Here is a 22,922-nt window from a genome sequence, read left to right as displayed (position 1 = left end):
GAATTGTTGCAAGTCGTTGATCCTGCAGCTGCGACAGACCCGCCGGGGGCCGTCGCAGCACACAAGAAGATCTTCAGATCTTCTTCTTGGGCGCGATCATCATGACCATCTGACGCCCTTCCAGGCGCGGACGGGATTCGATGACGATGTCTTCGCCCAGATCGGCCTCGATCCGGGCCGCCATCTCGCGACCGAGCTCCTGGTGGCTCATTTCGCGACCACGGAAGCGGATGTTGACCTTGACCTTGTCGCCCTCTTCCAGGAAGCGACGCATGTTGCGCAGCTTGATCTGGTAGTCGCCCTCGTCCGTGACCGGACGGAACTTGAGTTCCTTGATCTCGACCTGCTTGGTCTTCTTCTTAGCCTCGTTGGCCTTTTTCTGCTGCTCGAACTTGAACTTGCCGAAATCCATGATCTTGCAGACCGGCGGATCGGCCTGCGGCTGGATTTCGACCAGATCCAGGCCTTCTTCCTCGGCCTTGGCGAGCGCTTCGTCGCGCGACAACACGCCGACCATCTCACCGTCGCTGCCGATCACGCGGACGCGCGGCACACGGATTTCTTGGTTCTTGCGGTTCTGTTTGTTGTCAGGGGTACTGATATTGCAATCTCCCAGGGGAATCGAACCGGCGCATCGGGATTATCGTCCAGACCGGCCGGGGTTGGCTCACGCTGCCTGCTCGGCCTGCAGCCGTTCGATGAAGGCAGAGACCGTCATGGTCCCGAGGTCCTCCCCCGAACGCGTCCGCACGGCGACTGCGCCATTTTCCTTCTCGCGGTCACCGACGACGAGCAGGTACGGCACGCGTTGCAGCGTATGCTCGCGGATCTTATATCCGATCTTCTCATTACGCAAATCGGCGTTGACACGGAAGCCTTGATTTGCAAGGGTTTTCCGAACCGAGTCCACGTAGTCTGCCTGTGCGTCGGTGATATTTGCGACAACGACCTGGACCGGAGCGAGCCAGGACGGGAAGGCGCCGGCGTGGTGTTCGATCAAGATGCCGATGAAACGCTCCATCGAGCCGACGATGGCCCGGTGCAGCATGACCGGATGCTTCTTCTGGCTGTTTTCGTCCACGTACTCGGCGCCCAGGCGGCCCGGCATCATGAAATCGACCTGCATGGTGCCCAGCTGCCAGGTGCGGCCGATGGCGTCCTTGAGGTGGTATTCGATCTTGGGGCCGTAGAAGGCGCCCTCGCCCGGCAGCTCCTGCCATTCCACCCCGCATACGCCCAGCGCGCTGCGCAGCGCGGCTTCGGCCTTGTCCCAGGTGGCGTCGTCGCCCAGGCGCTTTTCCGGGCGCAGCGCGATCTTGATCTGGATATCGTCGAAGCCGAAGGCGGTGTAGACGGCCAGCGCCTGCTGATGGAAGGCGGTCACTTCGGATTCGATCTGCGATTCCAGGCAGAACACATGCCCGTCGTCCTGGGTGAAGCCGCGCACGCGCAGGATGCCGTGCAGCGCGCCGGAGGGCTCGTTGCGGTGGCAGGCGCCGAACTCGCCGTAGCGGATCGGCAGGTCGCGGTAGCTGTGCAGGCCCTGGTTGAACACCTGCACGTGGCCGGGGCAGTTCATCGGCTTGACTGCGTAGGTGCGCTTTTCTGATTCGGTGAAGAACATCGCGTCCTGGTAGTTGTCCCAGTGGCCGGATTTCTGCCATAGCGAGACGTCCAGGATCTGCGGGCAACGCACCTCACCGTAGCCGCTGTCGCGGTAGACCTTGCGCATGTACTGCTCGACCACTTGCCACAGCGACCAGCCCTTGGGGTGCCAGAACACCAGGCCGGGCGCTTCTTCCTGCAGATGGAACAGGTCCTGCGCCTTGCCGATGCGGCGATGGTCGCGCTTGTCGGCTTCTTCCATGCGCAGGATGTAGGCGTCCAGCTGCTTCTTGTCGGCCCAGGCGGTGCCGTAGATGCGCTGCAGCTGCTCGTTCTTGGCATCGCCGCGCCAGTAGGCACCGGAAATACGGGTCAGCTTGAAGGCCTTGAGGAAGCGCGTGTTGGGCACGTGCGGGCCGCGGCACATGTCCACGTATTCCTGGTGGTAGTACAGGCCCATCGCGGTGATGTCCTCGGACATGTCCTCGATCAGGCGCAGCTTGTACTCTTCGCCGCGCTGGGCGAACACCTCGATCACCTCCGCGCGCGGGGTGACCTTCTTGATCACCTCGTAGTCCTGCGCGATCAGCTCCTGCATGCGCTGCTCGATCGCGGCCATGTCGTCGGGCGTGAACGGGCGCTCGCTGTAGATGTCGTAATAGAAGCCTTCAGCGATGACCGGACCGATCACCATCTTGACCTCGGGATAGAGCTGCTTGACCGCATGCCCGACCAGATGCGCGCAGGAGTGGCGGATGATCTCCACGCCTTCGGCGTCCTTGGCGGTGATGATGCGCAGGCTGGCGTCATGGTCGATGACGTCGCTGGCGTCGACCAGCTGGCCGTCGACCTGGCCGGCGATGGTGGCCTTGGCCAGGCCGGCGCCGATCGACTGGGCGACCTGCATCACCGAGACGGGGGATTCGAATTCGCGGCGGCTGCCGTCGGGGAGCGTGATGTTGATCATGGGCAAGAATGAGGTCTGGTCTGGCTGCAGCGCTCGGCTGCCATGGGAGATCTGGCCATTGCTGGACAGGCTCGGAGAAGAATGCGGAGGAGGCAAGACAACGCCATAGAGGCGCTCTGCGCGCTGGCGCAGGCAAGGATCAGCGGTGGGCGGTGGTAGTGCTCATGTCGCACGCTGGGCCGGCGCTGGGCGCGGGCCACCTTCTCGCAAGGGGTCTTGGGCATGAATGGTAAACCAATCAGCCGGCCGTTGCGTGCGGCGGCACGGCATTGGCGGGCGCATGGCATGATGCCGGCCACTTGTCCTGTCGTTGCCGACCATGACCATCAAGGGTAAAGCCACCTCGCTGGATATCGCCTACCTGGCCGGCGTGTCGCAGCCAACCGTGTCGCGCGCGTTACGCGGCAGCCCGATGGTCAACGAGGAAACGCGCAAACGCATCCTGCGCATCGCCAAGGAATTGAACTACAAGGTCGACAAGAACGCCTCTTCGCTGCGGTTGCGCAATGCCGGCACGCTGGCGCTGCTGTTCTTCGAAGACCCCACCGCCGACGATTCGCTGATCAACCCGTTCTTTCATTCGATGCTGGGCTCGATCACGCGCGCCTGCGCGTTGCAGGGCTACGACCTGCTGGTGTCGTTTCAGCAGCTGTCCAAGGACTGGCAGGCCGACTACGAAGACAGCAACAAGGCCGATGGCATCATCCTGCTGGGCTACGGCGACTATCAGCAATCCCGCCAGCGGCTGCAGTTGCTGGTCGAACAGGGCACGCACTTCGTCCGCTGGGGTGCGGCCCTGCCCGGCCAGCCCGGCATCTCCATCGGCAGCGACAATTACCAGGGCGGGCTGGACATCACCGAGCATCTGCTGGCGCAAGGCTGCCGGCGCATCGCGTTCCTGGGCCACGCGTCCAATCACTACCCCGAATTCGAAGAGCGCTACCGCGGCTACGTTGCCGCACTTGCGCAGCAGGAGTTGGTTGCCGAGGCCTCGCTGCAGTTCGATGCGATCACCACCGAGTTGTCCGGTTACACCGCGTGCCTGGAACTGCTGGCCAGCGGCAAGGCGTTCGATGCGGTATGCGCAGCCAGCGACCTGATTGCGATCGGTGCGATGCGCGCATTGCGTGAGCGCGGCCTGCGCGTGCCGCAGGACGTGGCGATCAGCGGCTTCGACGATATTGCGTTGGCAGCGTCGGTTGCGCCGGCGCTGTCCACCGTGCAGCAGGACACCAAGCAGGCCGGCACGTTGCTGGTGGAAAGCCTGGTCGCCCTGATTCGCGGCGAAGCGGCGCAGAGCCGCACGATTCCGGTGCGATTGGCGCTACGCGATTCTTCGCGCAGTAGCGGGTTGCAGCCGCCGCTGGGATGGGCGCCGGCGGCGGCCGTTGAAGCTGGCGATGCGGTGCGCGGCCAGGCGGCGAGCAAGGCTGCCGGGCGCTGAGGGATCGGGAATCGGGATTCGGGATTCGTTAGAGCATGCATGGCTGGCGGCAGGATAGATCGCGATCCGCCGAACGTGTTGTAGGAGCGCGCTGGCGCGCGATGAAGCACTACCGGTAACACCCCATCGCGCGCCAGCGCGCTCCTACCGGTTGCGAGGGTCGCGCGCGGCTTGATCGGCAATCTGCGCGTCGAGTTGCTTGCGCAATGCGAGGTCGGTGATCGGCGCATCCGACAGCAGCACGCGCACGCCATGCGCGGGCACCGTAAGCCGCAACCGCTGCTGCACCGGCACCTGCTCGCCGCTCATCGCGTCGCGCCAGGTGCCAGGCTGCAGAAATCGCGTCACTTCGATGTTCGCCGCCGCATCCCCCTTGTTCAGTAGCACCAGCGCGGTCTGGCTGGTACCCGCGTGCTGGTAGACGCGAAAGAACGCCGCCTGGCTTCCGCGCAGCAGCACATCGACCTGCATGCCGCGCTGCAATGCCGGCGTGTCGCGACGCACCTGGGCGATTTGTTTTAGCGGCCCGAAGATCGGGCTCTGCGGCGCATTGCGAATACGCTCGACGCCGAAGTAATTGCGGTTGCCCGCATGTTCGGCGCGGCCACGCATGAAGCCGATTTCCGAGCCGTAATAAATCACCGGGATACCGCGCGCGGTGAACAACCAATTGTGCGCATCGATGAAGCCGTTATCGCTGGCATCCAGGCGCGCCATGTCATGGTTGTCGTAGAAGCTCATCAGCTCGTAGGGGTTCGCATACGGCCCCTGACGCAGGAACAAGGGCGTTGCGAGTTTTTCGAAACCCGCCTGCTCATGCCCGAACACCGCAGAAAGCTGCTGTTTCAACGGGAAATCCAGAACGCTGACGCCGGCGTTGCGCGCCCAGGTGTGCCCGGCAATCTTGTTGGCGTCGTAATCGAAGGCCTCGCCGAACATGAAAAACCCGGGGCGTTTTTCGCGGATGCGCGCCACAAAGGCGTGCCAGAAGCGATCCGGCATCCAGCCGATGGTATCGATGCGAAACGCATCGGCACCCTGCTCCATCCACTGCAGATACGCGCCGGCCAGATAATCCAGCACCGCGGGATTGTTCTCGTTGAGGTCGGACAACTCCGCCAGGCCGCCGCCGGTGTTGTAGAAGGCATGCAACGGGTTGTGCTGTGGATCCAGTTGCGCCGGCGGAAGATTCTGGTGGTCGGCGGCCAGGCGCCCTTGCGCATCGTAGAGTTTGCCGAAACCCGGCTGTGCCTGCGGCATGCTGTAGGCCGGCGAACCATGGTTGCCCACGATGTCCAGCACCACCTTCAGCTTGCTGGCGTGCATGGCGCGGGTGAAGCCGGCAAAGTCCAGGCCAGGGCTGGGAAGATGTTCGTCGAGCTTGTAGAAGTTGACGCCCCAGTAGCCGTGATAGCCGGTCTTGCCGTGGTCGCTGAGCGTGCTGCCGCAGGTGATCGGCTTGCCGCCGGTAAACGCTTGATCGGGGTTGTCGACGATCGGGGTGATCCACACCGCACCGAACCCGAGGTCGCGAATGTAATCGGCATGCTCGACGATGCCTTTGAAGTCGCCACCGAGGTAACCGATGTTGTCGTCGCTGCCGTCGGCGCACGGCGTGGGCACATCGAACGTGCGATACGCCCCGCCCTGGTCGCGTTGGTCGTTGCCGGTGTCGCCGTTGACGAAGCGGTCGGTCACCACGAAATACACCGCATCCGCAGCGAAGGGTTCCAGGGTGCCGTAATAGTTCTTGCTGGCGGGTGCCGCGATTGCCACGCCTGCATACATCGTCAACGCCACATACATCGCACTGCGCATCACTGCCCTCCCGAGGCCACTGGAACCCGCACCACGCACACGCCTGCAATCAACAGGCTGAGCCCGCCGATGGCCAGCGCATAGATCGGTTGGCCGCCAAGCCATGCGCGAAGCACGAAGCCCAACGCGCTGGCGGCGACCAGCTGCGGAATCACGATAAAGAAATTGAAGATGCCCATGTACACGCCCATCTTGGCGGCGGGCACGCTGTCGGACAGCAAGGCATACGGCAGCGACAGGATCGAGGCCCAGGCAAAACCGACGCCCAGCATCGACAGCAGCAACCAGTGCGGGTCGCGGATGACCAGCATCGACAGCAGGCCGGCAGCGCCCAGCCACAGATTGCATAGATGGCTCCAGCGCAATCCAATCGCACGCACCAGCAGCGGAATCACCACTGCGGCCAAGGCGGCAAACCCGTTGTAGGCGCCGAACAACACGCCGACCCAGTTTGCCCCATCGTTGTAGGCTGCCGATGCGGTGTCGCTTGCCCCGAAGTGCACCTGCGTCACTGCAGCGGTGGTGTAGATCCACATCGCAAACAACGCAAACCAAGAGAAGAACTGCACCCAGGCCAGGCGACGCATCGTGATCGGCATGCTGCGCACGTCCTGCACGATCGCCACCAGCATGCTGGTGGCGGGCAGCATGCGCGCCAATGCGAGCAAGACGCCGTAGGCGATACACAACCCGACCAGCACATACAGCATGCGGTCGCCGTGTAGCCAGGCGATGGCCGAGGCCAGCAGCACGCCCAGACCGCACCACAGCACACTCGCCGCAGACGACGGCGCCGCACCGGTGCTTGCCGCAACGGCGACAGGCGGATGCGCATCGTCGAAAGCGGCAAGTTGCTCGGGGCTGTACTCGCGCGTGCGCAGCACGGTCCAGGTGATCGACAGGAACAACACCGCCGCGCCGAGGTAGAACGCATAGCGCACGCTGCCGGGCAATTGGCCGGGCGGCGCGGTATTGGCAACGCCCCAGTGGGTCAGCAGCCAGGGCAGGAAGCTCGCGACAATGGCGCCGACGCCGATGAAAAAGCTCTGCATCGCATAGCCGGCAGGCCGCTGCGATGGCGGCAACTGGTCGCCCACCAACGCGCGGAACGGCTCCATCGAGATATTGATCGATGCATCCAGCACCCACAGCGTCCCGGCAGCGACCCAGAGCAGCGGCGCGTTGGGCATCACCAGCAAGGCGAGCGTGGTGAAGACGGCGCCCACCATGAAATACGGGCGCCGGCGGCCCCACGGGGTCCAGGTGCGATCGGACAGGTAACCGATGACCGGTTGCACGATCAGACCGGTAAGCGGTGCGGCGATCCACAACCCGGGCACGTCGTCGACCTGCGCGCCCAGGGTCTGGAAGATGCGGCTGGCATTGGCGTTCTGCAATGCGAAACCGAACTGGATGCCCAGAAAGCCGAAGCACATGTTCCAGATCTGCCAGAAGTTCAACCGTGGCTTGGCGGTCATGGCGCGGCCTCCACGTGTGCCGCGGGCCCAACCAGCAACGCGCTGATCTGGGCCGCGTTGACCACCCCATCGCGGCCGCCGCGGCCGCCGTTGTACTGCGCGAAATGCGCCAACGCGCTCATGTTGAAGCCGTCCTCCAGCCGGAAGGTGCATGCCTGCCCCGCCACCGCATCGAAAGTGACCTGGGTGGAGAGCTGCTCGCCCACGCTATGCGGCATCACGATAACCTGCGATTGCACAGGTTTTCCCGGGCATTCCAGCAGCAGCCGTTTCACCGCCACAGTCACACCAGTATTGATCGGGCCATTGTCGTTGCGATACCGCAGCGAGACGCGATGCATGCCTGCGCGTGCAGGACGCCAGTTCCAGCGCTGGCTGCCCGGCAACTGCTGCAGCGGGCCGAGCGTCAATGCCGGGCCATGCAGCGACTCCAACCCATCAATGCGCCGGGTCAGGCTGAGCACATGCAGCAAGCCATCGTCGGGCAGATCCCAGTGCGCGCTGGCGTCGAGTGCCCGGCCATCCAGATACAGCGTGGTGCCCGCCGGAATGGCGATGCGAGACGTCTTGCCGATCTGTTGCGCGACCGGCGCAGGCGGTGTCTCCGGTGCGAAGACGTGCGCCGGTTGCGCTGGCGCCGCAAGATCGGCGACCTGCCCAACCAGCTGCACCAGCGTGGTCTGCCCCTGCTGTTCGACGCGCCCGGCCACCAGCAAATCGCCAGCGTCGTTCGTCGGGCGCTGCAGCACGTAGCGCCGTGCGCCTTTTTCCAGCACGATTTGCTCGGCGTCGCCGAACAGCAGCGGCAACAACGACCGCGGCAATTTCGGCTGCACGCTGCCATCGGCCGACAGCCCGAACACCCCTTCCAGCACCGCCGACAGATAGCCGGCCACCGACCATAGCTGACGTGGCGAATTCACCACCGGCCCGCTGCGTGCGCCCTCTTCCACATGCACCGCAAGGCTCTGCATTTCGTAGTTTTCCATATTGGAGCCCGCCAGCGCGCTGCCGCGCATCAGCGACTGCAGCTCCAGCGCGATGCGCGGCGCATCGTCCAGCCTGCGTGCGGCGCGCAGCGCATAGGCGCTGACGAACGGCCACACGGCGCGGTTGTGGTAGATGGGCTGCGCGGCCTCCTGCGGCCACACCACCGGGCTGCCGCCAGCCACCGTTGGGTAACTGCGCAGCGCAAGGCGCGCCCGCTGTGCCGGAAAGACATCGGCCAGCACGCCCAGCGACAGACCGAGCAGATCCGCCTTGGCATAGCGCACCGGATGCGCCGCGTCGCCGAGATAGCTTGCGTACTGACTGCTGCGCGCGTCCCAGAACCGCGCATCGATGGCGTGGCGCAGCGCATCGGCCCACTGCGCATACTGCGCGGCGCGCGCATCGCCATGCTGCCGCGCCACCTGTTCGGCCAAGCGCAGCGCCTGGTAATGCAGCACATTGGTGGAGAGTGCGAAGGACTCGGCAATGAAGCGCACGTCCTCGCGCGTCCGTGCCGGGTAGGTCTGTTCGCGCCAATCCAGGAACGAGGTTTCGCCGCGGTAGAGGCCGATCTGCGCATCGAAAACCGCATCGCGGTCTTGCGCGATCGTCGCCTGCAGCGCCTGCCACACCTGTTCGGCAAACGGCTGGTCGTCCAGCAGGCCACGCGCTGCCAGGAACCACACCACACGGTCACTGCTGATCGGCCAGCTGCCACCGGTGCCGGTGTCCTGTGCCACGAACAGCCCCGGCGTGCGCCCATCGCGTGCAGCCGAGAGCTTGAAGCGCAATGCGTTGCGCGTGCGCTCCGGCTCCAGCTGCGCCAACGCAAGATCCGCGGCAAAACTGACATCGCGGGTCCACACGTAGGGCCAACGCTCGCCGGTCTCAAAACATCTGCAGGGCACCGGCTTGCCGTCGTTGAAGGCAGGGTCGCGGATCGCCTCGACGCGGTCGTCGGCCATGTCCTGCTGCGCCAGCGCGAACAAGGCATCGAACAACGGGCTGGCGGTGTGCGTGCGCATCGGTTGCGCGGCGATGCGGCGTTCGCCGTACGGCCCACGCAACATGAAGCCGCCGTCGTCCAGCGCCTGCGCTTGCGCCCGACGCCCCTGAAATTCCAGCGCGTCGGCAAACACCGGCGAGCTCGCCGCAACGCCGAGCGTTGCAGCCATGCAGATCATCTTCAGCATCGAAGCGGCAAGACAGCTTGCGCTGTCGGCCTTCCTCCCTCGTTGCACGCGTTGTGGTGCGCGGCACAGACGTGCCACGGGCGCGGACCCTCCCAGGTGCCGTGACGCCATGGTAGACGCGCACTCCGCTGTTCCGCACCACTGCATACGTATTCATGGGTTCCAGGCCGCGCACGGCACGACGCATCCACTGCCGCCCACTGCATAGTCGCTGCCTGCACAACGGTCACCTTGGGAGGGGATATGCCGCTGTCTTCACGTCGAGCACGCTCGACACTGGGCGCCGCGTGGATCGCCCAGCTGCTGGTCTTCACGCTGTTTGGCGGCACTGCGCCACCGCTGCATGCCGAAGTCACCACCCTCAGCGTGGAATCGCCGAACAAGGTGCTGCAGGTCAGCCTGGAGGTGGATGGCGGCACGCCCTACTACCGCGTGCAGCGCCTGGGCGAGGCGGTGGTGCAACGCTCGCGGCTGGGGTTCACGCTGCGCGACGGCCGGCTGGACCGCGGCATGGTGGTGCTTGCACAGGCGCGCCAACGTCACGACGACACCTGGGAGCAGCCCTGGGGCGAAACGCGGTGGGTGCGCAATCACTACAACGAATTGCGCGTGAGCCTGGGCGAGCGCGACGGTGCGCAGCGCAAGTTCGACGTGATCTTCCGTGTCTACGACGACGGGCTGGGCCTGCGTTATCACTTCCCCACGCAAGCAGGCTTGCGTGAGGCGATCATCGACGAGGAAGTGACCGAATTCGCCATCGCCCAGCCTGCCGATGCCTGGTGGATTCCTGCAGGCGAACCGATCCACTACGAGTATCTGTATCAGCACACGCCGTTGAATCAGGTGGCACTGGCGCATACCCCGCTTACCCTGCGCACCGACAGCGGGCTGCATATCGCGCTGCACGAAGCGGCCCTGGTGGACTACGCCGGCATGTGGCTGCGACGCACCGACAACCAGCGCCTGCGCGCGCAGCTGTCGCCGGCTGCCGAAGGCTGGAAGGTGCGCCGCAGCCTGCCGTTCGATACGCCATGGCGCACGCTGCAGATTGCTGATCAGGCCACCGGCCTGGTGGAATCCAACCTGATCCTCAACCTCAACGAGCCCAACGTGCTGGGCGATGTGAGCTGGATCAAGCCGTCCAAGTACGTAGGGGTGTGGTGGTCGATGCACCTCAACCAACACACCTGGGCCACCGGCCCGAAACACGCGGCCTCCACCGCGACGACAAAACGCTACATCGACTTCGCCGCCGACCATGGCTTTCGCGGCGTGCTGGTCGAAGGCTGGAATCCCGGCTGGGACGGCGAATGGTTCGGCAACGGCGGCAGCTTCGATTTCACCCGGCCCACGCCGGATTTCGACCTACCCGCAATAAGCAAATACGCCGCCGCCAAGGGCGTGCATCTGATCGGCCATCATGAAACGGGGTGCGCAGTGGACCATTACGAAGATCAGATCGCCGAGGCGATGGACCTGTACGCGCGCTTTGGCGTGGATTCGGTCAAGACCGGTTACGTCTGCGACGACGGCCAGGTGGAGCGACGCAATCCGGCCGGCGGCACGCCGCTGCGCGAGTGGCACGATGGACAATGGATGGCGCGTCACCACCTGCACGTGGTGCAGGAAGCGGCGCAGCGGCATATCGCGGTCAACGCGCACGAGCCGATCAAGGACACCGGGCTACGCCGCACCTATCCCAACTGGATTTCGCGCGAAGGCGCGCGCGGCATGGAATACAACGCCTGGGGCCAGCCGCCCAACCCGCCCGAGCATGAGGTCAACCTGGTATTTACGCGGCTGCTCGCCGGGCCAATGGATTACACCCCGGGCATCGTCAGCCTGAAGGGCCGCAACGGCCAGGCGATTCCCAGCACCCTGGCGCGGCAGCTGGCCTTGTACGTCACGCTCTACAGCCCGATCCAGATGGCCGCCGATCTGCCCGAGCATTATCTGCAGCACCGCGACGCGTTCCGCTTCATCGAAGACGTGGCGGTGGACTGGGACCAGACCCGCGCCGTGAATGGCGAAGTGGGCGACTACGTCACCATCGCACGCAAGGACCGGCATAGCCGCGACTGGTTCCTGGGCAGCATCACCGACGAACACGGTCGCCTGCTGCAGGTGCCGCTGGGCTTTCTCGAACCCGGCGTTCGCTACACCGCGCAGATCTATCGCGATGGCGACGGCGCGGACTATGTCAGCAACCCATTCGCCTTCGTGCGCGAAGAACGCCAGGTCAGCAGTGCCGATACCCTGGAGCTGCGTCTGGCACCGGGCGGTGGGCAGGCCATTCGCTTCGTGCCGGTGGATGGCAAACGCTGAATCACGCGTTTGCTGCGGCGCAACCACGTGCTGCACGATCGATGACATCGCGCAGCGGCATAACGGCCGTTGCGCATTGCGCGTCGTGTTGGGTGGCTGATGCCCAGCTTCCATGCAGTCGACAGGCAAGGCCTGCGTGGAATCGATTTCATCGCCCAACGCCGCAGTGAATACGTATGCAGTGCCCGTTTGCACCCAGATGCCGTGTCTACCATACGTCGCAGTCGTGACGTCCATCGAGACACGCGGCGCATGACATCCAGGCGTCTGCCGGATCAAAAATCAAAAACAACATGTACCTGGGAGGGGAAAATGTTGAAGCACAAGCGCTCCGCGCTGAGTATTGCCATGGCGGTTGCCATGGCACCGACATGGGCCGCCGCGCAATCGGCGACGCCTGCACCAGCAAGCGACACCCAACAAAGCGCGTCCGACCAGAGCGCTGGCGCGGTCACCGACTTGGACAAGGTCCAGGTCACCGGCCTGCGCCGCGCGATCGAAGGCGCCATCTCGGTCAAACGCGATTCCACCTCGATCGTGGAAGCCATTTCGGCTGAAGACATCGGCCGCCTGCCGGACGTGAGCATCGCCGAATCGCTGGCGCGCCTGCCCGGCCTGGCTGCGCAGCGTGCGGCCGGCCGCGCGCAGGTGATCAGCGTGCGAGGCCTGTCGCCGGACTTTTCCACCACCCTGCTCAATGGCCGCGAAGTGGTCAGCACCGGCGACAACCGCAGCGTGGAATTCGACCAATACCCGTCCGAGCTGGTCAGCGGCGTCACCGTCTACAAGACGCCCGATGCCGGCCTGGTTGGTCAGGGTCTGTCAGGCACCGTGGACATGCAGACCGCCCGCCCGCTCAGCTACAACGAGCGCGTGATCGCCATCGGTGGCCGCTATCAGCGCAATTCGCTGGGCAAGGCCGCCAACGTCGACCCGTACGGCAACCGCTTCAACATCAGCTACATCGACCAGTTCGCCGACCGTACCATCGGCCTGACCATCGGCTACGCCCACACCGACATGCCCCTCCAGGAAAACCAGGTGGGTCTGTACGAACCCTGGCAGCAGGTCAACGCGCAGCGTCGACGCCCCGGCGTGGCCGATGGCGTGTATTTCTCCGATGGCATCAAAGCGTTGCGGCGTACCGGCAATCAGAAGCGCGACGGCCTCATGGCGACGCTGCAGTACCGCCCGTCCAACGCCTGGACCAGCACCTTCGATGCGTTCCATACCGAAGCCGAGCAAATCGACACCGCCAACCAGTTCGAGCTCAATCTGAGCAACTACAACGGTGGCTACACGCCGGGCCTGAACATCACCGACGTGCGCGTCAACGATAACGGCAGCTTCGTCGGCGGCACCGCCAGCGGCGTCTATCCGCTGGTCCGCGGTATGTACAACAAGCGCGAAGACAAGATCGAGGCCTTCGGCTGGAATAACGAAACCACCGCCGGCGCGGTCAAGATCGTCGCCGACCTGAACTACTCCAAGGCCACCCGCGACGAATTGAATCTGGAGAACAATCTCCAGCGCGCACCGATGCCGCAATTGGACACCGTGGGCGTGTCGGTTGTCGGCAACGGCTTCTCGCAGCTGGCGCCGGGCATGAATTATTCCAATCCCGATGAGTTGTTCCTCACCAACACCATCTACGGCTCCGGCTACGGCAAGGTGCCGCGCGTGGAAGACGTGCTCAAGGGCGCGCGCCTGCAGGCCAGCTTCCCGATGCCTGAGGCGCTGAGCTGGTTCTCGGATCTGGATGTCGGCGTCAACTACGCCAACCGCGAAAAGCAGAAGACCCAGCCGGAAGGCAACATCACGCTGGGCGCGCAGGGCGAGGCCACGGTGGCAGCGGATCTCCAATACGCGCCGGTCAATCTCGGCTTTGCCGGTCTAGGCTCCCTGCCTGCGTGGAATGTACCGGCGGCGGTCTCGCGCTACATGCTGTTCAACCCGAACGACGATGCATCGTTCCTGGTGTCCAAGGCCTGGACGGTCGAAGAGAAGATCACCACCGCATGGCTGCGTGCCAACCTCGACACCGAATGGGGGAGCGTCGGTGTGCGCGGCAATATCGGTGTGCAGCTGCAGAGTGCCGACCAGTCCTCGCAAGCCAATTACTGGGACGCCTCGCAGCCGGCCGGCAGTGAAGTACGGCCCATCGACGATGGCAAGACCTACCGCGACTGGCTGCCCAGCCTGAACCTGGCCTTCCAGTTCCCGTACGAGCAGACCCTGCGTTTTGCGATGGCCAAGCAGGTCGCACGCCCACGCGTGGACCAGCTTCGGGCATCGCTGGAATTCGGTGTCGACACCTCCACCGGCCGCCCGGGCGCCAGCGGCGGCAACCCCACGCTCGATCCATGGCGCGCCAACGCCATCGACATCTCCTACGAGAAGTACTTCGCCGAGCGCGCCTACCTGGCCGCCGCGTTCTTCTACAAGAACCTGAAGAGCTACATCTACACCCAGAGCCGCGACAACTACGACTTCTCCGCACTGGTTGCCGGCTACGTGCCGCCACCGGGCTCGGCGCCGGTACTCACCACCGGCACCTTCAGCGCCCCGTTCAACGGCAAAGGCGGCACCCTGCGCGGCGTCGAACTCACCGCCTCGCTGCCGCTGGATTTGATCTTCGCCCCGTTGGAAGGCTTCGGCATCCAGGCCAGCGCCACCTTCAACGACAGCGACGTCAAGATCCGCGACCCGGAAAGCGCCTCCAGCGTGGGCGACGGTGAAATCAGCCTGCCTGGCTTGTCCAAGCGCGTCTACAACCTGACTACGTATTACGAGCACAAGGGCTTCGAAGCGCGCGTCAGCCAACGTCGCCGCTCGGACTTCATCGGCGAGATCGGCAACTTCAACGGCAACCGCACGCTGCGCTACGTGGTCGGCGAAAACATCACCGACGCGCAGATCAGCTACAACTTCAGCGAAGCCAGCAGCCTGTCCGGCCTCACCCTGCTGTTGCAGGCCAGCAACCTCAGCAACTCGCCGTACCGCACCTACGCAGAAACCAAGGACCGTCCACTGGAATACATCGAATGGGGCCGTACGTTCGTGCTGGGTGTTAACTACAAGTTCTGATGTGACGTGAACTTCTAGTTCTGATGTAACGTGAACTAGAAGTTCTGATGTAACGCGGACCTGAAGTTCTGATGTGACGCGAACTGGAAGTTCTGCACCGATTGGTCAGCCAATCACTGGCCAGCGGTGCACTACTTCCCTGACGTCAGCCCTCTCCACTCGGGGCGGCAAGCCCCTCTCCCACCGGGAGAGGGGTTGGGGTGAGGGTACGGCGCCCAAGGAAACAGAATCATCGTCCAAGATGCAGTGCGTCACCCGCCGTAGATTTCTAGGGCCTGTTAACACATCCGAAGTCCATCAACGACAAGGATGAAGCTTAAGAATCCGAGGAACATGACATCCAGCTTTTCGAAGCGCGAGAAAATCCGGCGGTAGCCCTTCAAGCGACGAAATAGCCTCTCCACTTCGTTGCGCCGCTTGTACATTTCTCGGTCGTACTCCCAGGGCTCGACCCGATTGGCTTTTGGCGGGACCACCGGGACGTAGCCAAGATCAAGCGCTAGTTGGCGCGNCGACGAAACAGCCTCTCCACTTCGTTGCGCCGCTTGTACATCTCTCGGTCGTACTCCCAGGGCTCGACCCGATTGGCTTTTGGCGGGACCACCGGGACGTAGCCAAGATCAAGCGCTAGTTGGCGCGTCTCATTGCCTTCGTAAGCACGATCCATCAACAAATGAATCGGTCGCTCCACAGGCCCAAGGTGTTCAAGCAACGTGCGGCCCGCAGGTGCGTCATGGGCGTTGCCAGGCGTCAATCCGAACGTGATCGCTGTTCGAGCATCTGCGGCAACCATATGAATCTTGGTATTCCATCCGCCGCGCGATTTACCGATGGATTGTGGGCCGTTTTTTTTAACGCACCAGTCCCATCCGGATGCACCTTGATGCTGGTGGAGTCCAGCGAGACCGCCTCGATTTTGATGCGCACGATTTGGGACTTCTGCAGTTCAGCGAACATCCGGTCCAGCACACCTGCCTTGGCCCAACGGTTCATGCGTGTGTACACCGTGTGCCAATTGCCAAAGCGCTTGGGCAGGCCGCGCCATTTGCAGCCATGCTCGGCAACATAAAGGATGGCATTGACCACTTGCAGGTTGGTCATGCCGACATTGCCGCGCTGCCTCGGCAGACACTGTTCGATGAGAGAAAATTGTGCGGGTGTGATTTCCATGCGCAATAGTTTAACCGCTCAGATCATTAGTGTTAACAGGCTCTAATAGGCGAAGCTGTCTCCGTGCTGCTGAAAGGTAAATAGGTCGCTCGTGTCGAAATGCGCGATGCATACGATCCACGCCCACCTGGCGCCGCGTTCACTTATCGCGATCCCGCGATGCCCTACGGGCTTGCTGCAAAACCCGCATCACATATCACTCACCGCCAGATTGACGACATGCTGTCGAATTGAATGACGGCGATTGCATGCAGACAGATAACGCACACGTACGCGCGTTGGCGCTAACGGTGTTTGCGGCCAATGGCCGCTTGGTGAGCGCGGGCAACGAGCTGGTTGCCCATCTCGGGCTCACCAGTGCGTGGTGGCAGGTGCTGGCGGCGCTGCGGTACGCACCCGCTCCGCTTCCCGCCGCCTCGATCGCACGCAACATGGGCCTCTCCCGGCAGGCGGTGCAACGCATTGTCGATGTGCTTGCCGAGCAGGGGCTGGTCGAGTTCCAGCCGAATCCACATCACCTTCGCGCCAAGCTCGTAGCGCTCACCCGGGCAGGCAGTAAAGCAGTGAACGGCGCCGAGAACGCGGTTGCGCCCGTCGACCAGGCAATTGCGGACAGGATCGGCCTCGAGCGTATCTGCGGTGCCATCCGCACGCTTGAGGAGATGAGCACTGTCATCTCCGAGTGGCTGGGCGATGCGTCCAGCGCTTCCAGTTCCACCGCCAAACCGCAGGAGTAACGCAGTCATGATGTTGGTGTCAGGTGCCACGGGTGGTATCGGCGGCGAGCTGTGCAGGCTCTTGAATGAGGCAGGCACGCCGTTCCGCGCAATGTGCCGCAAGCAGCAGCAGGTGGATGACCTGCAACGCAAGGGCATCGACGCCGTGCTGGGCGACTTCGACACACCAGACACGTTGCAAAACGCGATGCAGGGGTGCAGCACGCTGTTTCTCATCACCCCGCCCACACCCGGGCAGGTGGCGCAGGAGACGGCCGCGATTGATGCGGCCAAGCGCGCCGGCATCGGCCGGATCGTGAAAGTCTCGGCATCGGATTGCAACGTGCGCTCACCGGTACCGTGGGCGAAATCGCATGCGCTGATCGACCACCACCTGCGTGCGTCAGGCATCGCGTGGACCATCCTCAAGCCCACCGCGTACATGCAGAACTTTCTATGGTTCAAGGATCCGATTGCCAAGGGCGTGTTCCCGATGGCGGCCGGCCGCGGCAGCGTGTCCTGGATCGACACACGCGACATCGCGCGCGTGGCCGCGACGGTACTGACCGAAGATGGCCACGCAGGCGCAACCTATTTCCTCACCGGGCCAGAGACACTCGACATGCAGGCGGCCACCGCTCGCATGTCGAAGGGCATTGGCCGCAAAGTGCGTTATCTCAACCTGCCGACACCGGTGTTCCGCGTGCTGATGCGTGCCACGGGCAACTCGCCCTGGATGGCCAAGGGCCTCACGGTGCAGTTTGCGGACGTAGTGGCAGGCCATCACGATATCGACCCCACCTTCGAGATCGAGCGGCTCACCGGAATGCCACCACATACGTTCGATGACTTTATTCGCGACCACCGGCAGTCGTTTGTGGGTTAGTCGTTGGGAGACCGCAGGGAACGAGTCAAGTGACTTATGAGGTGAACCTCACCCTGTTCCCCCTGAGCGCGGAGGATATCCATGAGCGTTATCTAGCCGGCTTATCTAAAGATATGACCCTGACCCGCCACTATTTATGCGCTCTATTAGATCTACCAAATCTCAAAAGCTCCGCTCTTTGCAAAAACTACAAATTTCTCGATGAATGCATCTTCAGAATTAGGGACGGCCACAGAAATACCAGCCTCGGAAAATTTCTTTGCAATGAGCGGTTCTCGCTCATAACGATGCGGATCCACTAAGTAGCGTCCCAGCGCAGCAGCCAACTCCCTTGCGTCTGAGTCAGCGACAGATTGCCCAGCATTCCAATCGTAATGTGACCCCCAAGGTCTTCTATCGATCCAGTCAGGGGGAGGCGATGTCCCTTCTGGCTTCCATCCGTAAATCGATGCCAAATTCAAATAAAAAGACCATCCTATTGTTGAGAAATAGAATTCGGTGCCAGCTTTGTTCTTAAGGTCTACACCCATATCAATCACTTACCCTACATTGAGCGACCCAGGCCGCGGTAAACCTGAACCCGCTTTTCCGAATTAGGCCTAGCCGCCAAGCGCCTTCGGCTCAATGAGTTGTTAGCTGCAATCACGGGAAAAGATAGCGACGTCACTAGGCGATGCGACAACGAGACTATTGCCGATGTAGGAGAAGCCACAAGCACACAACTCTGACTCTGCGCCGATCTTGTGGAAGATGGCGGGCTTGCCGTATAGCGATCCGTATAAAAAAGAAGATGGCTCAACTAACAGAATGTCTGTGACCGGCCAATCGAGCGATACCAGCTCCACAGACCAACCGTCGAGAGTAGAGACGGGTAGCCCGCCACCAAGGAGCCCGGATATGCGAACAGTTTGCCCTTGTAACGGGCTGATGCCTTCCGCCTCAAGAAACTGTTCATGCTCGTAATATTCATTATAGTCCCGTGCTACTTTGGTGCCAGTGCGGCAGTCAATGACCCCGCGCCCTGCACTAGAGATGACGAGCAGGAGTTCCGAGTTGCGGTCAAACCCGACCGAGCGCAGGCCACCGACGGCTATGGTAGCCACTTGGCGCCAAGGGGATGGCGGTGCTACTTGTTGCAACGCACGCAATTGCTTTTTTAATGGGTCTAGGTGATTTTTTAGCATGGCGGCAAAAAACCGAATTTCGAGATTGTCTTGAGGTGCTCACGGTTCCCAGTGAATGGGCCTGCATAGTTAACGACAACCGAACTTAATATGCCAGATGCCACCGCCCAATTTTCCCGACCAACGGTGAGTTGAGCGCATTCCAAATACTTGATGCATCGCTGCATATCGTGCTTAGAAATTTGGGCACGATTGAACTGGCGGTTGGTTAGCGTGGAATCCATTGCGCTCTAATGTGTAGGCAACCGGCATCGAAAGGCATCTGCCTCGAACGATTTTTCAAGCCTTCACGTACATTGGCTCGCCAGGTCGCGGCAGGCCTGCGGTGACCAGGTGCTTGTGTACTGAACAGAAGACCTCGTTGTACCACCCATAGTGCGGATCATTGCATATGGCAGTTGCGAGATCCGGCGGCAACTCATCATTCGGGGTGCTAAGACTGGAGCGGAGATGTGCAACTAACGAGCCGGGCTCCGGCCAGTCGCATAGCTCCGGCTCACGCTCAACCATGTTTCCGCGAGCAATCTCTTGTGCCACGACCACCTCAAGCTCAGGACAAAGCGTTGATATTTGCTGGACCATTTCCTGCGTACCTCCGGAGGATGCCTGAAATTCTGACACGAAAGGCCAGACCCGGATTGCCGGGACTAGCCTTCGATAGATGCATTGTGGGTCATGACACGGGGGTGGTGAGATCGCCCAGCACTTGGGGCATTACCGCGCACCGTGCGTCTGTTCTACCTTCTGCTCAAGCATCTCACGCAGGGCATTGGCGGCATCGAAGACCGCTTGGCCCAGCGTTGGGAGGGTCTGCGCATGCAGGCGATCCGCTGTACTCATGGCGATGACATCGCCGTGCGCGATGAGGCTGCGTAGCAGACGGTCGAGTTGATCGAGTTGGTCCAACGTGAGATGCAAGACAACGGCGGGGTGCTCCATCTTTGTGCTCCTCTACACGGGCAGCGGTGAGCGCGCACGGTGCGGCGATCGGCGCCTTGCGCTTGGTGTGGGGCTTGCGGGTGCGTGCAGCGTGTGTGTAGCGAACCTACGTTAGTCCGTAGGTGCCACGCTGACGACCAGCTCGCCGTTGCGCATGGTTATGTTGAGTTTGCTGCCGATGGTGAAGCCGAGTTGTTCCAGCCAGCGGCCGCGTAGGCGTAGCGTGGGGATGCGTTGGTGGCTGGCGGGGTAGTAGCCGTAGCCGACGGTGCAGTGTTGGGGGGCACGCGGGTGGCCTGGGCGTGGGGGGCGGCGTTCGGTGCGGGGCTCGGGGATGGGCGTGCGCTCAAGGTACGGTGGTGGCTTGAGTGTAGGGTCGAGGGTGCGCCAGACGACCTCGGTAGGCGGCGGCACCTTGGTGCGCTTGCGTGCTGATGTGGGACGGGACGTGGATCGACGCATGGCAAAGCCCTCCTTGACGAACAGGCCCCGCCGCCGAGTGGCAACGGAATGTCGGGAGGTTAGAAACCGCTAACAGTCGGCGGGCGTATTTCCCCAAGGGGTGTTGTATTAGCCGCCCTCCCGACGCAGGCATCGCGTCGGTTGTCCCTACAAGAAACTGTAGGCACAAAAAACCCACCGGTTTGACGGAGGTGGGTACCGCTGTTAGAGGAGTTTCTACGCTCCTTGCCGAAAAGACTGCTACGCGCTGCGTGACATGTCAACTGGCTGATGCTGGCAATCTGGAAAGCGTTGATGGAAGATCCCTTGCGTCAACGTTTGAAGCAGCGGGGTCAGAGTTGGATTGAACCTCGAGAGATTGCTACTCCAAGCGCATTCCCAACCTCCCCCAAATAGCTTTCCGTTCCTTCGCTATCCATCACCATCGCGCCACTCAGGTTCGGGCTCGGTAGTGCAGGACACCAACGGCACGAATGACAATTGGCCAGCATCACAATGTCGCGTGAGTAGGACTCCAATGATAAAAGTTAGCTTCCGAAGCCTGTTCCCTTTGCTGCTGATTTCACTAGCGCTGCCAAGCGCATGCGCTCGCGCGCCTGGTACAGCAGGACGGGATGCAGGCACGCCATCTGCTGCCACAGCGACGCCAACCTCTCCAGAGAAGGGCAAGAGCACCGATAACCGTGCCGATCCCGTCTCTGCCAACACCACTCCGCAAGAGCTGGAGCGCCGGCTGCTGCGCTTCATCGATGGCCTTACAGTGCCAGCGGATCTGGACTATCCCCAGATGGAGTCAGCACTTGGCATCAAACTTGGACCACCATCTGATCCGGCATACCCGTGGCGTGAAGTAAAGGAGGTTTCTCTGGCCGATGGCTATGAGCTCTACGCGACGCATCGCCCAACGAAAGATGGCTTCTCGAGGATAGAGGTTGCAGTGACTCTACCTGACCATAACGACCCCACGCGCGTGCCTACGTCCACCTGCATCTGGCAAGCAGAAGCACTCTCCAAAGCGCTCGAAGGGATGGGATATACGCGCGGCGGCCAGCGGCCGTTTCAGGGTGGATGGCTACGCCAGCATTGGCGCGCGATCAACGGCGGAAGTCAGATTTTTTCGGTCTCGTTGCTTCTCTATCGAACCAAGGAACAAGGCAGGCCACAAGAGTGCGCTTATAGCGTAAAGATCGATGGAGGCAAGCCATGACCCGGGTTGACCCACGTATCGAGCCTCTACTTGCCCGGATGGCGAAAGACCCTGCACTTCCTGCTGGTGCAGAGGACAGCATTCGCCAGACGATCGCCGAATCACCCTATCTGTCGAACCTGCTAGGCGATGCCATTGAGAAAGGTCGAATTGGCGCGATTGCTGTTTCGCATGGACAGAACAACGGGGGCCACTTCCAGGATGGTAAGGACGGCAATGCGGGCACACTCAATATCAGTGAAGCAGCGTTCAAAGACTTCGCAGGATCAGAGCGCATCGACTATCTGACCGAGGTCATGGGCCACGAAACAATGCACGGCGTGTTGGCCCAGCATCGTGCCGACGCCCTTGCCGAGTTCGGCAAGAGCATGGGCAACCGGATGCAGGAGGCCTACGACAATCGGGAAAATCAGGTCGACCTGACTGGCCCTACCCGTGTTTACCTGGATTCGACTCGCGCAGACGAAGCACTGTCGGAAATCTCGGGAATGCGTGCCTTGCATGATCGAATCAAACATCTGAGCCCTGAGATGCCCGACAGTGTGGTTGAGAAGGAGTTGCTCGACCGGTCGAGTAATCGGTGTGTCGTGCGACAACCGGACGGCGCTCCGCAATTTGCGGATGGGCTGACCTACGATGCACTCACCAAGCAGCCCTTTTCCCGTAACGATGCGCTGACCGAATCTGTTGAGCACTGTTTTTATGACAGCAGTGGCACGCTAGGCCCGCATGGCGATTCCGATTACCGGAACTACTATGGCGTCAACCCGATCAGTCACATCGCACAGAACTACGCGCACTTGGCGCATGATCGCCAGCCTCCGGAAATCCGCATTGATCTCAAGTCATTGGGCCTGGACCCAAGACAGCTGGAGCGCAACGGGCTGGACCTGGGGTCTGCGAAGACCTTCAACATCGTTGACCTTGGCAAGGACGGCTATGGAATGGTCCAGCTCAAGGACACCGGAGCACGTGGCATCAGCACCCCTAACCTTGCGGCACCGAATGAACCGAGCCGCGCATTGACACCTGTAGATGCTGGGCACCCCGACCATGCCATGCATCAACAGATTCGAGGCAAAGTGGAGCAGCTAGACACTACAAATGGCCGTGCCTTTGATGCCACCAGTGAACGGATCACGGCCAGCCTGCTGACGCTGGCCAAGGACAACGGGCTGACGCGGGTAGATCACGTGCTGCTCAGCGACAAAACCAAAGACCTTCCTGCGGCGCAGACGCTGTTTGTCGTGCAAGGCGACCCGAAGGATCCCGCAATGTTGCGCGCTCATATGCCAACGGCCGAAGCCGCACAGCGGTCTGTTCAAGACAGCTTCGCGCAACTGGAATCTATCAACCAACGACTAGCGCAGGACCGCACGCAAGAGCAGGCAGTGGAACAACAGCGCTCGCAGGAACGACACCAGCGCGGCCCTGTTCCGTCGCTTTGAGAC

General features: G+C 62.1%; 16 protein-coding genes and 2 pseudogenes. 7 read left to right on the top strand and 11 right to left on the bottom strand.

What is annotated here, in order from left to right; all coding sequences use genetic code 11:
* Window positions 1-73: 73 nt before the first annotated feature.
* Entirely contained in the window at window positions 74-616 is a 543-nt protein-coding gene (gene infC / locus A7D16_RS04600) for a translation initiation factor IF-3 (protein ID WP_070690874.1), read from the bottom strand.
* Window positions 617-667: 51 nt separating this feature from the next.
* Window positions 668-2,572, bottom strand: a complete 1,905-nt coding sequence (gene thrS, locus A7D16_RS04595) for a threonine--tRNA ligase (protein ID WP_064630253.1) — start codon at window positions 2,570-2,572, stop codon at window positions 668-670.
* A gap of 319 nt (window positions 2,573-2,891) precedes the next feature.
* Here thrS and A7D16_RS04590 point away from each other — a divergent pair, with 319 nt between their 5' ends.
* The gene (locus A7D16_RS04590; protein ID WP_064630251.1) at window positions 2,892-4,016 is read left to right on the top strand and encodes a LacI family DNA-binding transcriptional regulator; all 1,125 of its coding nucleotides are present in this window, start codon (window positions 2,892-2,894) and stop codon (window positions 4,014-4,016) included.
* 144 nt (window positions 4,017-4,160) lie between these two features.
* Here the strand turns inward: A7D16_RS04590 and A7D16_RS04585 are convergent, their stop codons facing one another.
* Genes A7D16_RS04585 through A7D16_RS04575 form a run of 3 tightly spaced genes read right to left on the bottom strand, consistent with a single transcriptional unit; the run spans window position 4,161 to window position 9,495 of the window.
* Window positions 4,161-5,786: an alpha-amylase family glycosyl hydrolase gene (locus A7D16_RS04585; RefSeq protein ID WP_193395441.1), complete on the bottom strand. Its 1,626-nt coding sequence runs from the start codon at window positions 5,784-5,786 to the stop codon at window positions 4,161-4,163.
* A 47-nt stretch (window positions 5,787-5,833) separates the two neighbouring features.
* The gene (locus A7D16_RS04580; protein WP_064630247.1) at window positions 5,834-7,312 is read right to left on the bottom strand and encodes an MFS transporter; all 1,479 of its coding nucleotides are present in this window, start codon (window positions 7,310-7,312) and stop codon (window positions 5,834-5,836) included.
* On the bottom strand, window positions 7,309-9,495 hold the full coding sequence (locus A7D16_RS04575) for a glucosidase family protein (RefSeq protein ID WP_064630246.1): 2,187 nt from the start codon (window positions 9,493-9,495) through the stop codon (window positions 7,309-7,311). Before A7D16_RS04575 ends, A7D16_RS04580 begins: the two co-directional genes overlap by 4 nt.
* Before the next feature lie 243 nt (window positions 9,496-9,738).
* On the opposite strand from A7D16_RS04575, the gene A7D16_RS04570 reads away from it, so the two are divergent.
* Both A7D16_RS04570 and A7D16_RS04565 read left to right on the top strand, forming a co-directional pair.
* Entirely contained in the window at window positions 9,739-11,820 is a 2,082-nt protein-coding gene (locus tag A7D16_RS04570; RefSeq protein WP_064630244.1) for a glycoside hydrolase family 97 protein, read from the top strand.
* A gap of 312 nt (window positions 11,821-12,132) precedes the next feature.
* Window positions 12,133-14,907, top strand: coding sequence for a TonB-dependent receptor (locus A7D16_RS04565; RefSeq protein WP_064630241.1), 2,775 nt, complete (start codon window positions 12,133-12,135; stop codon window positions 14,905-14,907).
* 278 nt (window positions 14,908-15,185) lie between these two features.
* Here the strand turns inward: A7D16_RS04565 and A7D16_RS24410 are convergent.
* Together A7D16_RS24410 and A7D16_RS22355 are read right to left on the bottom strand one after the other, a co-directional pair.
* Window positions 15,186-15,418, bottom strand: a pseudogene (locus A7D16_RS24410) (IS5-like element ISCARN85 family transposase); the annotation flags it as partial.
* A 3-nt stretch (window positions 15,419-15,421) separates the two neighbouring features.
* Window positions 15,422-16,077: pseudogene (locus A7D16_RS22355) on the bottom strand (IS5 family transposase); the annotation flags it as partial.
* Window positions 16,078-16,325: 248 nt separating this feature from the next.
* Here A7D16_RS22355 and A7D16_RS04545 point away from each other — a divergent pair.
* Together A7D16_RS04545 and A7D16_RS04540 are read left to right on the top strand one after the other, a co-directional pair.
* Window positions 16,326-16,814 (top strand): MarR family winged helix-turn-helix transcriptional regulator, encoded by a 489-nt coding sequence (locus A7D16_RS04545; protein ID WP_064630235.1) that lies wholly within the window; start codon window positions 16,326-16,328, stop codon window positions 16,812-16,814.
* Window positions 16,815-16,821: 7 nt separating this feature from the next.
* Entirely contained in the window at window positions 16,822-17,679 is an 858-nt protein-coding gene (locus A7D16_RS04540) for an SDR family oxidoreductase (RefSeq protein WP_064630233.1), read from the top strand.
* Window positions 17,680-17,831: 152 nt separating this feature from the next.
* On the opposite strand, the gene A7D16_RS22915 is transcribed toward A7D16_RS04540, so the two are convergent.
* The 4 genes from A7D16_RS22915 to A7D16_RS21225 form a co-directional block, all read right to left on the bottom strand.
* Window positions 17,832-18,218 carry a hypothetical protein gene (locus tag A7D16_RS22915; RefSeq protein WP_153043125.1) on the bottom strand — a complete coding sequence of 129 codons (387 nt, stop codon included), beginning with the start codon at window positions 18,216-18,218 and terminating at the stop codon, window positions 17,832-17,834.
* Between the two features lie 93 nt (window positions 18,219-18,311).
* Window positions 18,312-18,863: a hypothetical protein gene (locus tag A7D16_RS04535; protein WP_064630231.1), complete on the bottom strand. Its 552-nt coding sequence runs from the start codon at window positions 18,861-18,863 to the stop codon at window positions 18,312-18,314.
* A 714-nt stretch (window positions 18,864-19,577) separates the two neighbouring features.
* Complete coding sequence (locus A7D16_RS04530; protein ID WP_064630229.1) at window positions 19,578-19,802, bottom strand: hypothetical protein; 225 nt, start codon at window positions 19,800-19,802, stop codon at window positions 19,578-19,580.
* Between the two features lie 111 nt (window positions 19,803-19,913).
* Window positions 19,914-20,264 carry a SymE family type I addiction module toxin gene (locus A7D16_RS21225; RefSeq protein WP_082925728.1) on the bottom strand — a complete coding sequence of 117 codons (351 nt, stop codon included), beginning with the start codon at window positions 20,262-20,264 and terminating at the stop codon, window positions 19,914-19,916.
* 517 nt (window positions 20,265-20,781) lie between these two features.
* Between A7D16_RS21225 and A7D16_RS21220 the strand changes: the two genes are divergently transcribed.
* Window positions 20,782-21,471 (top strand): hypothetical protein, encoded by a 690-nt coding sequence (locus A7D16_RS21220; RefSeq protein WP_082925727.1) that lies wholly within the window; start codon window positions 20,782-20,784, stop codon window positions 21,469-21,471.
* Window positions 21,468-22,919, top strand: coding sequence for an XVIPCD domain-containing protein (locus A7D16_RS04525; RefSeq protein ID WP_082925726.1), 1,452 nt, complete (start codon window positions 21,468-21,470; stop codon window positions 22,917-22,919). Before A7D16_RS21220 ends, A7D16_RS04525 begins: the two co-directional genes overlap by 4 nt.
* Window positions 22,920-22,922 lie beyond the last annotated feature (3 nt).

Source organism: Xanthomonas nasturtii, assembly GCF_001660815.1.
Lineage (GTDB): Bacteria > Pseudomonadota > Gammaproteobacteria > Xanthomonadales > Xanthomonadaceae > Xanthomonas > Xanthomonas nasturtii.
The sequence above is the reverse complement of the archived record's forward strand: the minus strand, read 5'-3'. Positions and strand labels throughout refer to the sequence as shown.

Coding starts and splice junctions, on each gene's coding strand:
- A7D16_RS04575 (WP_064630246.1), bottom strand. CDS start 9,495: ATGCTGAAGATGATCTGCATGGCTGCAACGCTCGGCGTTGCGGCGAGC.
- A7D16_RS04545 (WP_064630235.1), top strand. CDS start 16,326: ATGCAGACAGATAACGCACACGTACGCGCGTTGGCGCTAACGGTGTTT.
- A7D16_RS21225 (WP_082925728.1), bottom strand. CDS start 20,264: ATGCGTCGATCCACGTCCCGTCCCACATCAGCACGCAAGCGCACCAAG.
- A7D16_RS04570 (WP_064630244.1), top strand. CDS start 9,739: ATGCCGCTGTCTTCACGTCGAGCACGCTCGACACTGGGCGCCGCGTGG.
- A7D16_RS04535 (WP_064630231.1), bottom strand. CDS start 18,863: ATGCTAAAAAATCACCTAGACCCATTAAAAAAGCAATTGCGTGCGTTG.
- A7D16_RS04590 (WP_064630251.1), top strand. CDS start 2,892: ATGACCATCAAGGGTAAAGCCACCTCGCTGGATATCGCCTACCTGGCC.
- A7D16_RS04540 (WP_064630233.1), top strand. CDS start 16,822: ATGATGTTGGTGTCAGGTGCCACGGGTGGTATCGGCGGCGAGCTGTGC.
- A7D16_RS21220 (WP_082925727.1), top strand. CDS start 20,782: ATGATAAAAGTTAGCTTCCGAAGCCTGTTCCCTTTGCTGCTGATTTCA.
- thrS (WP_064630253.1), bottom strand. CDS start 2,572: ATGATCAACATCACGCTCCCCGACGGCAGCCGCCGCGAATTCGAATCC.
- A7D16_RS04530 (WP_064630229.1), bottom strand. CDS start 19,802: ATGGAGCACCCCGCCGTTGTCTTGCATCTCACGTTGGACCAACTCGAT.
- A7D16_RS04525 (WP_082925726.1), top strand. CDS start 21,468: ATGACCCGGGTTGACCCACGTATCGAGCCTCTACTTGCCCGGATGGCG.
- A7D16_RS04565 (WP_064630241.1), top strand. CDS start 12,133: ATGTTGAAGCACAAGCGCTCCGCGCTGAGTATTGCCATGGCGGTTGCC.
- A7D16_RS04580 (WP_064630247.1), bottom strand. CDS start 7,312: ATGACCGCCAAGCCACGGTTGAACTTCTGGCAGATCTGGAACATGTGC.